Origin of the sequence: Psychrobacter sp., from assembly GCF_036731945.1 — a bacterium.
Taxonomy (GTDB): Bacteria; Pseudomonadota; Gammaproteobacteria; order Pseudomonadales; family Moraxellaceae; genus Psychrobacter.
In genome coordinates, this window is sequence record NZ_DAINDI010000068.1 from 4309 (window position 1) to 16317 (window position 12009).

Consider the following 12009-nt stretch of genomic DNA (forward strand, 5'->3'; position numbering starts at 1 on the left):
AAATATTTTAGGGGTTAAGTGGTTAATCAGTCATATCTCTCCTAGTAGCGCCGATATTCAAACGTTATATCAACAGCTAGTTAGTTATAATTCGCAAAATTCATTTCTAAAAACCAATGCCAAACCTGTGCATTATAAACAGCAGCATTTACCTGTTAATCAAATCGCCAACGCTTATACCGATGCTATCAAACAAGTTTTTAAGCAAATCTATCAGCCTCTTAATCAAACTGTAGAAGATAGTCAACTACCCTCCTTCAAACTTAATTTGGTGGTGGTGATTGATTGTATGCACGGCGCCACTAGTCACATCGCTAAGCCTTTATTTGACCATTTTTGCCAAAGCGTCATCATGTTAAATGACGCCCCAAACGGCGATTTCCCTACTGGCAATCCAGATCCGTCTGAGCCGCAGCGTCTTAAACAATTGCAGCAAAATGTCCTTATCCATCAGGCAGATATCGGTATTGCCTTTGATGGTGATGGCGATCGATTAATGGTGGTTGATAATCGCGGTAAGGTCGTTACACCTGATCACCTGCTTTATCTATTGGCAAAAATAGCCGTTATTGAGCGCCCTCAGTCGTTAGTATCTTCGCTACCAAGTGCGCAAGTGCTCTTTGATATTAAATGCTGTCATCATTTGCCAAAGCTCATTACTGAAATTGGCGCCACGCCTGTGATTAGTAAAACAGGTAGCAGCCTCATGCGCCAGCAAATGCAGCAACCTAATGGGCAAATAATCTTTGCTGGCGAATTATCTGGACATTTTATTTTTAATGATGGCCGCTTTATACTCTATGATGATGCCATGTATGCGGCGTTACGATTGCTGCATTGGTTGGCAAAACCTCAACGCACTCAGTCAACTCGTACAACCAATCTAGCCGATATTATTAAAGGTTTACCCGTTATCGTCAGTACCGCTGACCATTATTTACCGCTACCAGCGTCCATGATGAGCGACTGCTCAATCGTACAGCAACTGGCAAGATTTTGTCAGTATTTACAGCAATTGGTTCATGCAACATCAGCTGCGTTTAGCCACTATCTCGACCCGCAAACTATCGTTGCTGGTGAACCCTCACTTTGTACTTGCTCTACTAAAAGCCAATCTATGACTTTAGAGCAGGCGCAAACGTTATTGCCAGCGGGTACAAAACTCAGCTGCATCGACGGAGTACGTTTAGATTTTGCGCACGGATTTGGCGTGTTGCGCCAATCAAATACCAGTCAAAACCTGACCGTGCGCTTTGCTGGTGACAGCATCAACGATCTTATCGATGTGCAAACTAGATTCGCTGCTTTATGCCGCCCCTTTGACGCGCAGTTAGCTGCGCAAATTTTGGCTATTGCTGCTGAATAGCTGTTATCTCACTGATGTTAATCATTTATTTTAGCAAAGAATGCTAAAGAGAAATAAAAACCCTCAATCAACCGCTTAACCTTGTCTTTTAGGAGCTTGTCATGACGCTTAATTTGGATGAAGCCAAAATTACCGCAGAAGTATTAACCACGGCGCTGCCTTATATTCAACGCTTTGTTGATAAGCTCATCGTCAAATACGGCGGCAATGCCATGACCGATCCTGCGCTTGAAAGCTCGTTTGCCCGTGATATCGTGTTATTAAAAACCGTCGGTATGCATCCTGTGGTCGTACACGGCGGTGGTCCACAAGTGGATAATTTGTTAAAAGAGCTCGGTCGTCAATCAGATCGTATCGACGGCATGCGCGTGACCGACAAAAATACCATGGATGTCGTTGAGATGGTACTCGGCGGTAGCGTCAATAAATCTATTGTGAGCCTCATCAATAAGCACGGTGGCCGGGCGATTGGTCTAACGGGTAAAGACGCCAATTTAATCCAAGCCAAAAAACTAATAATGGAAAAAATTGGCGCAGATGGCGTGGCGGTTCCCGTTGATTTAGGCTTCGTCGGTGATGTGGTCAGCGTCAATAAAGACGTGATTAATATGCTGATTGCCTCTGATTTTATCCCTGTCATCGCGCCGCTTGGGGTTGATTCTGAGGGCAACACTTATAACATCAACGCCGATTTGGTCGCCGGTAAAGTCGCAGAATTTTTGCAAGCAGAAAAGCTTATGCTATTAACCAATATCAAAGGCGTCTTGGGACGTGACGGCGAAGTGGTCACTGGCTTGACACCAAAAAAAGTCGATAGTTTAATCGAAGATGGTACGATTTCAGGCGGTATGATTCCTAAAATCCAGTGCGCGCTTGATGCGGTACGTAGCGGCGTAAAAAGCGCAGTTATCGTCGATGGCCGCGTCCCGCATGCCACGCTACTCGAGATTTTTACCAACGAAGGCGTCGGCACCTTGATTAGCCGTGACTTAGATTCATCAATGAGCTAGCGAGCTTAGTAATTTTCCATATAAAAAAGCCCAAACTTAACATTTAAGTTCGGGCTTTTGCACTTGGTAAAAAGCTTTCTTTACTAAAAAATTTTATCAAACTCAGCTTCATTAAAACCACATAATAGTATCGGCTGACCATTATTTTTATCTGCCAGCAGACCCTCAACTATTGGACGCTTAATCATACTGGTATTTTCTACAAGCAAATCAATGGCGTTACCCACATCGCTATCGGCCGCTTGTTTTTGCTCGTCGGTCAGCTTACGCCAAGTCGTGCCGCGTTTATTCAATACTTTATCAATGCCAAGCTCGTTTACCCAACGCTGTACGCTGTCTTTATCAATCCCTTGTTTTTTATAATCGTGAAAGTTGTAGTTAACGCCCAGCTCATCAAGTTTGTTAAAGGCTTTTTTCATGGTGCTACAAGATTTGATACCGTAAATAGTGAGGGTCATAGAAACTCCAAATCAATGATCATTATTTTGTTTATTATACCTAACTGACATCAGCATTTGGTTTATGACGACGAAAACAGTCATAAGCGTATTCACTTTGCAGATTTATCGCCTTTACGGTAAGCAAACACCCCATCATATCGTCGCAATTTTTGCCAAATTACGCTATGCTATGGCATTATAAAATTTTACCCAATTTATCTGTAACAACCTATTCCGAGCCAACTATGAGCAACGCCGTGACAGCAGAAACTGCTAATACTACCCATACCAATAATACTTCTATCGATAACACCCAGTATCATCCGCAACTGATTGAAGCGGCGCAGCAAGCCAAATGGGCAACTGACAAGCGTTTTGAAGTCAGTAACGAGCCAAGCGACAAGCCAAGTCGCTATATGCTGTCGATGTTCCCTTACCCAAGCGGTAAGCTGCATATGGGTCACGTGCGTAACTATACCATCTCTGATGTACTGAGCCGTTACTACCGCCTAAAAGGCTATGAAGTCATGCAGCCAATGGGTTGGGATGGTTTTGGTCTGCCAGCAGAAAACGCGGCGATTGCCAATCAAACGCCGCCTGCCAAATGGACATTTGCCAATATTGACAGCATGCGCGCACAGCTTAAACTGCTTGGTTTATCGATTGATTGGTCACGCGAATTTGCCACTTGTAGCCCTGAATATTATCAGTGGGAGCAGTGGTTGTTTTTGCAATTATACAAAAAAGGCTTGGTTTATAAAAAGCTTGCCACCGTTAACTGGGATCCGGTCGACAATACCGTCTTAGCCAATGAGCAAGTCATCGATGGTAAAGGCTGGCGTAGTGGCGCACCAGTCGAAAAGCGCGATATCCCGATGTATTACTTTAACATCACCGACTATGCTGATGAGCTGCTTGATGATTTAGACCAACTAGAAGGCCACTGGCCATCTGAAGTACTGACCATGCAGCGCAATTGGATTGGTCGTAGTGCTGGTATGGAAGTTCATTTTCCTTATGAGCTTGCAGGAGAAACCAATACCCTAGATGTGTTCACGACCCGCCCTGATACCTTGATGGGTGTGACCTATGTCGCCGTTGCCGCTGAGCATCCATTGGCACAATATGCTGCTGAACAAGATGAGGCGATTGCCCAATTTAATGCGCTGTGTAAAAAAGGCTCAGTTGCTGAAGCTGATTTGGCCAAAGCAGAAAAAATCGGTATGGATACCGGGCTGACCGTCACTCATCCGCTCACTGGCGAAGAAGTGCCCGTATGGGTTGCCAACTATGTACTGATGAGCTATGGCTCAGGTGCGGTGATGGCGGTTCCTGCCCATGACGAGCGCGATTACGAGTTTGCGACTAAATACAATTTGCCTATTAAACAAGTGATTGACATTCCTGCTGGCTTTTTAGATCAAGTAGAAGCCGATGCCAAAGCCAATAATACGCAAAGCAACCGCGCTTATACCGAGCGCAATACCTTAGTCAATTCAGGCGAATTTGACGGCATGGACTTCGAGCAAGCGTTTGAAGCCATGCTAGCGAAGCTTGAGCCACAACAGCTTGCCAAGAAAAAAATCCAATACCGCCTACGCGATTGGGGTGTTTCTCGCCAGCGCTATTGGGGCTGCCCTATCCCAATGGTCAACTGTGAGCATTGCGGTACGGTGCCGGTTGAAGAGCAAGATTTGCCAGTTGTGCTACCAACGGACGTCGTCCCTGATGGTCGCGGTAATCCGTTAAAAAACATCCCAGAATTTGTCAATACCACTTGTCCTAAATGTGGCAATCCTGCTGAGCGCGAAACCGATACCTTTGATACCTTTGTCGAATCAAGCTGGTACTACGCGCGCTTTGCCAGTCCGCACGATACAACCAACATGGTCAACAAATCTGCTGCCAATAAATGGTTGCCAGTTGACCAATATATCGGCGGTGTCGAGCATGCGGTTATGCACTTGCTTTATGCGCGATTCTTCCATAAGCTCATGCGCGATGAAAACTTGGTATCAGGCGATGAGCCATTTGCCAATTTGATGACCCAAGGTATGGTACTTGCTGGTACTTTCTACCGCGTCAACGCCGATGGCAGTACCACTTATTACTTTACCGAAGACATCGATATCGACTATAACGAACGCGGTCAGCCGATTAAAGCGACTTTGAAATCTGACGGTCAGCCAGTGACGATTGGTAAAATTGAGAAAATGTCGAAGTCAAAAAACAACGGCGTTGACCCACAACTTACCATTGATAAATATGGCGCGGATACCGTACGTTTATATACGCTATTTACGGCGCCTGCCGACCAAACCCTTGAATGGTCAGACGACGCGCTAAAAGGTCCTTATAACTTTGTCAAAAAAGTTTGGCGCATTGCGACTGAGCATATGCAAGCGCTTGCTGATGCCAATTTAAGCCTTGATACGCTAAATAATGAAGCACTTAATACGGATAACTTAAGCAAAGAAACCAAAGCCCTACGCCGTAAAACCCATGAAACCATTGGCAAAATTGACAGTGATTTGGGTAAACGCTTGGCACTTAATACGCCAGTTTCTAGCTTAATGGAGCTTGCCAATGAACTTGCTAACTTTAAAGCAAACGGCGAGCAAGACCTGCAAGTACAGCATGAAGCCTTGATTGATTTATTAATTATCCTATCGGTATACGCGCCGCACATTGGTGAGCATTTGCTTGAGCAATTAGGTATGGATACCGTCACCCTAAGCTATCCAGAAGTCGATACAAGCGCACTAGTGCAAGATATGATTACCATGGTGGTGCAGGTGAACGGTAAAATGCGAGGCAAAATGGATGTCGCCCCTAATAGCGATCCTGAGCAGCTAAAAGCGCAAGCAAAAGCGCTTGAAGGCGTGGCAAAATTCCTTACTGGTGAGATCAAAAAAGAAATCGTCGTACCGAATAAACTGGTTAATATCGTGGTGGCAGGTTAGACCTTTTAAGGGTTAGATTTTTAAACGCTGTGACTTCAATCATGGCGTTTTCAAACTCTCTTTCTTGGGTCTTCTTATCAAAATAAGGATAGCGATTATGTCGTATCAGCACCGAGCTTTGCAGGTACAGCAAGCAAAATCAAACGGACAAAGCACCATGACTTATAAATCAAGCGCGCAAAAGCTGGCAACAGCGCTACTGACCGCCTTGCCAATATTTGCAGTTTTGGGTGCAGGCGCTAGTCTTAGTGGTTGCGGCTTTCAGCTACGCGGCTATGATGCGCCGATGTTGTTTGACGTCAACAAAACTGCGGTAATTATCGAAGACGATCGTACCTCATTTCCATTAAAACTGCCCCTCGTCAGTCGCTTAAAAGCGTTAGGGGTCGAGGTTATTGATAATATGACCCTGGCAGATGTGGCTAACAATAACCAAAAAGCGGGCGCTGAACCTATCGCGGCAATTACCGTGAACAATGTCCGCTTTAAGCGTTACGAGTTAGTTGGCGTCTTAACAGAGATTCGCTTGGTAATGTCAGCTGATGTTAGCTATCAAAGCATCGAGAATGGCAAACCTGTGACACTGACCAACCCTATCCAGGTTGAGCGTAGCTACCAGTATAACGAAGCATCGGTAAGTACCGATGATCAGCAAGGCGATCAAATTCGTGATTGGCTTTACGATAGTTTAGCGCGCCGAATTACTGACCAATATGTGGCAATTGCGCTGCCTAAAGTTACGCCTAATAGCACCAAATCAGCTATGCAAAATAGTAAAGGCTCAGTATCTACTGCCGTGATAGTACCAAAATCTTAATGTTAGTTTTTTATTTTTAAAATTAATTTTTAAAAATATCCTTATTAAAACTGCCTATATTTAAACGCTTTGATCTAAATACTTTTCTGTTTAAAGCGTTTTTTTAATAAAGACAGCTTTACTCATCTATTCATAACCTTGTGTCATTCTCTCTATGCAAGATACCTTTATACAAGCTTATCCAAAACTACTACAACCATCCGTTGCAGTAGCGGGCTTGTGGCTGGCGCACGGTGATGAGCCTTTACTCAGTCAATGGCTTATCGATGCGCTGCGTCCACATTGGCGCGCACAGAACTATGCTATTAAGCGTATCGAGCTGGTGTCGGTAAAGAGCTGGCAAGAAGTGTTGTCAGAGCTTGGTAGTCAGTCTTTATTCGATGATGCAAGCGCGCTTATCGTAACAGGCAACCATAAACCTGATAAAGCCGTTATTACTGAGCTTGAACGTTTTGCTGTCGATGCACAGACAGGGGCGCATAGTCATAGCCTGTTATGGCTCACACCAAAGCAAGACAAACGCGCACAGACCAGTAAATGGTTTGCACCGTTTGCGCAATATGGTCATGTTATCGATTGCAATTTATATAATGAGCAGCAGCGTCAGGAGTTATTGCAGATACAAGCCCAGCAGTTTGGCTTAACCTTATCGCAAGAAGCGTGGCAGTTATTGATGTCACATACCGAGCATCATCTGCTCAGTGCCTATCAAACCTTATGGCGGCTATCGTATTTATTTGCGCCGCAATTGATGGCAGAGGTTGATAGCAGCACCAACTATAATACTAATACTGCAAAACCCTCTAATGCGTCTATGACAAATGTGGCATTAGATATTAATGACTTACAAGCGGCATTGGTCAGCGACGCGCAGTTTAGCGTGTTCGATTTATCCGATGCCATGCTTGCTGGCAATAGCGCCCAAGTTGCCAAAATTATCTTTCAACTTAAAGCGACTGACGAGCCAACCACCTTGGTTTTATGGGCGATTAGTAAAGACATGCGCCAGATTATGCAACTAATGGATGGACAAGACCCGCAAGCGCTTGGCATTTGGCGTAGTAAGCAAGGCTTATATCAGCAAGCATGCCGCCGCCACTCAAAAGCTCAAACGGCCACTTGGCCAGCGTTGCTTTATAAGTGTGACCAAGCGATTAAGGGTTTGGTGCGCCAACCAGCGTGGGAGTTATTATTGCAAGCAGCGCTTGAGCTATCAGGGCAACGTCTGTTTAAAGCACATTAAACTATCAAGCTAGCTAAAAAACGTCTTCCCGTCCCGCGTCATCATCTAAAGCATTTATTATTAAACAACTCATCAGTTTTTCTTATTTAACCCTCTATGTAGGGTTATTTTTTTGTTTAAAATTTAATAATTATTACCGTTATAACTCTTCCTCTTAACGTTTCGCAAACTAATTGCCATTCCCTTTTAGGCGCCAAGCCTCTACTATAGCTACACTTGATTTAACTGTGATTGGATTGTTGTCATGCGCAAAATGAGCAAAAAGTCTGCTATAAAATGGGGCGTCATTGCCCTTGTCATCGTAGCTTTAGGGGCTTTAGCCTACAAAACCTTTAAACCAAAAGACACCACACCCAACTATCTAACGGCGACCGCTGAGATTGGCGATATCGAAAATAACGTCATGGCATCGGGTAAAGTAAAGGCGTTAAATACCGTCGATGTGGGGGCGCAGGTATCTGGTGAAGTAACGCGGCTGTTCGTTGACGTCGGCGATGAAGTCAAAAAAGGCGATTTAATTGCGCAGATTGATCAGGTGACACAAAAGAATAATCTAAGTAATGAGCAAGCGAGCCTTGAGCAAAGTGAAGCGGCGCTACAAAGCGCCCGTGCCGAGTCGCTAAGCCGTCAAGCAAGTCTAAAAAGCGCGCAAGCGGATCTTGCCAGCCGTCAAGCTGAATTAAAGCAAGCACAAGCAGATTTCTCACGCTTGCAAGGCTTACTGGCTATCGATGCCATATCGCAGCAAGATTACGATACACAAGCAACCAAAGTTGCTACTGCCCAAGCTGCTGTTGCCAATGCCCGCGCTGCTATCGATACTGCAAAAGCGGCAATTGCGACTACCGAGGCCAATATCAATAGCCAACAAGCGGCATTACGTAAATCTCAAACCAACGTCAGCACTGCGCAGGAAGATTTAAGCTATACCACCATCCGTGCGCCGATGTCAGGAACAGTGGTATCGGTGACTACCGAGCAAGGGACGACGGTCAATGCCAATCAAACCGCGCCAACCATCGTGACTTTAGCGGATTTATCGACCGTGCGTATCAATGCGCAAATCTCTGAAGCCGACGTCATTAATGTCAAAGCAGGCTTACCCGTTTATTTTAATATCATCGGCAATCCCGACCAAAAATACGACGCAACCCTCAAAGCGATTGAACCAGCTCCTGAGAAAATCAGCGACACCAGCTCGACCGATGCCGCTATCTACTACGTCGGCTATATTGAAGTCCCTAATACCGAGCGCCGCTTTCGTATTGATATGACTGCACAAGTCTATATCGTCATCAATCAAGCAAAAAATGCGCTACTTATACCCTCTGCTGCCCTACAGCCTGCCGGTAAATCTCGCAATTCTGGCAATGTTAAAAAAGGGGCAGCTACTGCTAATACTGCCGCAAGTGGTGATAATAACTCTCGCCCAGATAATGACTCTGGTGCAACTACGGCGATGGTACGTGTCCTTAAAGCCGATGGCGAAGTCGTTGAGCAAACGGTCAAAGTCGGTATCAATAACCGGGTTAACGCGGAAATATTAAGCGGTCTAAAAGAAGGTGATGAAGTCATATTAAGCGAAGAAGGTGCTGATAAAGACAAAGGCGGTAAAGGTAGCAGAGGCGGTCGACCCTTCTAGTATTTAAAGTTTGCTAAAAATATTTAAATAAATCGGCGCCAGCAGTACATCAACTTTGGCTTTGATAACGACTTAAGATTTGAAATAAGCAGGATAGCAAATGAGTAATCAAGACCCGACTCTTAATGCAACTGATCAGCCTTTGATGGAAGTCAAAGGCTTGATTAGAGAATTTCCAGCTGGCGAGCAGACCATTCGCGTCTTACATGATATCAATTTGACCATCAATCAAGGTGAGATGGTCGCTATCATTGGCCAATCGGGCTCAGGCAAATCCACCTTGATGAATATCTTGGGCTGCTTAGATCAAGCGACGGCGGGCGACTACAAAATATTTGGTCAATCGGTCAGCCGCTTAGATGCCGATGAGCTGGCAAAACTACGCCGTGAGCACTTTGGTTTTATTTTTCAGCGCTATCATCTATTGGGTGATATCAACGCCCGCGACAACGTTTCTGTACCGGCAGTCTATGGGGGAATGGATGGGCAAGCACGCAGCGAACGTGCCGAAAAGCTATTGTCAGATTTAGGACTCGGCGACAAGGTTAATAATCGTCCAAGCCAACTATCAGGCGGTCAGCAGCAGCGTGTCTCTATCGCAAGGGCGCTGATGAATGGCGGCGATATCATCTTAGCCGATGAGCCAACGGGTGCGCTTGATAGTAAATCGGGCGAAGATGTCGTCCAAATCCTCAAAGATTTAAATGCGCAAGGTCATACCATCATCATGGTCACCCACGACCCTAGCCTTGCCGCTCAAGCTGAGCGTGTCATTGAAATCAAAGACGGCTATATCATCGCTGATTATAAAAATGACGATTATCAACACGCAGAACCACAGCCAGCCGCTGTCATAGATAAGCATCGTAAAAGCGCCTTTAGCAGCTTTATCGACCGCTTATTTGAAGCTTTTAAAATGTCTTTGCTAGCCATGCGCGCCCATAAAATGCGCACCTTATTAACGATGCTAGGAATTATTATTGGTATTGCTTCCGTGGTATCAGTCGTCGGTCTTGGTAAGGGCTCACAAGAGCAGATATTGTCCAATATCAGCTCTTTAGGTACTAATACTATCACCGTCACCGATGGCTACCCCTACGGCGACCCTAGACGGCAGTACAACGATGACAATCTAACGCCGCAAGACGCCCAAGCGGTCGCTGACCAACCTTATGTGGTCAGTGTCAGCCCGCAGCTCAATAGCAATATGAACGTCCGCTATCGTAATATCCAAGAAGCCGCCAGTATCAGCGGCGTTGGTAAAGACTATCTCGATGTCAGCGGTGAAAAGCTAGCTCTAGGTCAAGGTTTCGATGAACAAAGTATCCTGCGTCGTACCCAAGATATTATTATCGATGATAATGCCAATAAAACCTTTTTCCCCGACAATGCCAATCCGATTGGCGAAGTTTTACTCATAGGCAGCGTTCCTGGGCGCGTTATTGGCGTCTTAGAGCCAAACGATGGCGGCTTTCGTCGTAGCGTTGATTCGCCTACGCTCTATATGCCCTACACCACCATGATGTCGCGGCTGATAGGCAGCGCTTATATTGAAAGCTTTGTCGCGCTGATTGATAACAATATCTCCTCCGCTGCCGCTGAAGCTGCCATCTCTGAGCTTATGATAGGTCGGCATGGCACCGATGATTTTCGCATCCGTAACTCCGATTCGATTCGCCAAACCATTGAAGCGACCACCGCAACAATGACCTTGCTGATATCCTCTATCGCTATTATCTCGCTAATCGTCGGCGGTATTGGCGTCATGAATATCATGCTGGTATCAGTGACCGAGCGCACCAATGAGATTGGCGTACGGATGGCCGTTGGTGCCCGTCAAAGCGATATCATGCAGCAGTTTTTAATTGAAGCCGTTTTGGTCTGTATTTTAGGCGGACTATTGGGGATTGGATTGGCATTTGCCATCGGTGAAATCATAAATCGTGTTGGCGGTGACAGCTTCCAAGTCATCTACTCGCCAACGTCTATTATTGCCGCCTTTATTTGCTCGACGCTAATTGGCGTTGTTTTCGGCTTCTTGCCCGCTCGTAACGCCGCTAAATTAGATCCAGTAGAAGCACTGTCTAGAGATTAGAATAATTTTATGACCAATTATTAAAGATCAATATTAAAAATTAAGGGCAAAAATAGCGCTCGAAACGTAATTTTTATAAAATTCTAAGGTGTCTAAAAGACAGTTAACGCTTAAATTTAAAAAAATAGGATTAATTTACACGGATTTGCACTTTTTTTAACATTCGGGGTTGTAATTGTCATAATTATATATATAATGTGCTCTCACGTTTAGAGATACAAATAATCTAAACGGGTAAACAAGCTTATTGCCTCTTTTGATATTGATTCTTTGATATGAAAGAAATTAAGCTTAAGACATTTTTTAGATGTCTGGTTTTAATAAATTTCCCTTTAAGGAGATTTATCTTGTAGAGCTAAAAAAGCAGTGCTTTTTTTTTACACTCTTCAGGGCCGATAGCTCAGTTGGTAGAGCAGTTGACTTTTAATCAATT

8 protein-coding genes are annotated in these 12009 nt (G+C 44.8%); 7 read left to right on the forward strand and 1 reads right to left on the reverse strand.

Annotated elements, in window-relative coordinates:
• On the forward strand, window positions 1-1366 hold a 1366-nt coding region (locus V7D75_RS12110), incomplete at its 5' end, for a phosphomannomutase (protein WP_333614764.1).
• A 101-nt stretch (window positions 1367-1467) separates the two neighbouring features.
• Complete coding sequence (gene argB, locus V7D75_RS12115) at window positions 1468-2376, forward strand: acetylglutamate kinase (protein ID WP_333614765.1); 909 nt, start codon at window positions 1468-1470, stop codon at window positions 2374-2376.
• An 83-nt stretch (window positions 2377-2459) separates the two neighbouring features.
• Here the strand turns inward: argB and V7D75_RS12120 are convergent, their stop codons facing one another.
• Entirely contained in the window at window positions 2460-2834 is a 375-nt protein-coding gene (locus V7D75_RS12120) for an arsenate reductase (RefSeq protein WP_333614766.1), read from the reverse strand.
• A 167-nt stretch (window positions 2835-3001) separates the two neighbouring features.
• On the opposite strand from V7D75_RS12120, the gene leuS reads away from it, so the two are divergent.
• The 5 genes from leuS (at window position 3002) to V7D75_RS12145 (ending at window position 11576) form a co-directional block, all read left to right on the forward strand.
• The gene (gene leuS, locus V7D75_RS12125; RefSeq protein ID WP_333614771.1) at window positions 3002-5779 is read left to right on the forward strand and encodes a leucine--tRNA ligase; all 2778 of its coding nucleotides are present in this window, start codon (window positions 3002-3004) and stop codon (window positions 5777-5779) included.
• A gap of 97 nt (window positions 5780-5876) precedes the next feature.
• Window positions 5877-6596 (forward strand): LPS-assembly lipoprotein LptE, encoded by a 720-nt coding sequence (locus V7D75_RS12130; protein WP_333614767.1) that lies wholly within the window; start codon window positions 5877-5879, stop codon window positions 6594-6596.
• A gap of 154 nt (window positions 6597-6750) precedes the next feature.
• Entirely contained in the window at window positions 6751-7839 is a 1089-nt protein-coding gene (gene holA / locus V7D75_RS12135; RefSeq protein WP_333614768.1) for a DNA polymerase III subunit delta, read from the forward strand.
• A gap of 244 nt (window positions 7840-8083) precedes the next feature.
• A complete protein-coding gene (locus V7D75_RS12140; protein ID WP_333614769.1) occupies window positions 8084-9481 on the forward strand; it encodes an efflux RND transporter periplasmic adaptor subunit in 1398 nt (465 codons plus the stop codon).
• Between the two features lie 100 nt (window positions 9482-9581).
• Window positions 9582-11576: a MacB family efflux pump subunit gene (locus V7D75_RS12145; RefSeq protein ID WP_333614770.1), complete on the forward strand. Its 1995-nt coding sequence runs from the start codon at window positions 9582-9584 to the stop codon at window positions 11574-11576.
• The last annotated feature ends 433 nt before the right edge of the window (window positions 11577-12009 follow it).

Coding starts and splice junctions, on each gene's coding strand:
- argB (WP_333614765.1), top strand. CDS start 1,468: ATGACGCTTAATTTGGATGAAGCCAAAATTACCGCAGAAGTATTAACC.
- V7D75_RS12120 (WP_333614766.1), bottom strand. CDS start 2,834: ATGACCCTCACTATTTACGGTATCAAATCTTGTAGCACCATGAAAAAA.
- leuS (WP_333614771.1), top strand. CDS start 3,002: ATGCTATGGCATTATAAAATTTTACCCAATTTATCTGTAACAACCTAT.
- V7D75_RS12130 (WP_333614767.1), top strand. CDS start 5,877: ATGTCGTATCAGCACCGAGCTTTGCAGGTACAGCAAGCAAAATCAAAC.
- holA (WP_333614768.1), top strand. CDS start 6,751: ATGCAAGATACCTTTATACAAGCTTATCCAAAACTACTACAACCATCC.
- V7D75_RS12140 (WP_333614769.1), top strand. CDS start 8,084: ATGCGCAAAATGAGCAAAAAGTCTGCTATAAAATGGGGCGTCATTGCC.
- V7D75_RS12145 (WP_333614770.1), top strand. CDS start 9,582: ATGAGTAATCAAGACCCGACTCTTAATGCAACTGATCAGCCTTTGATG.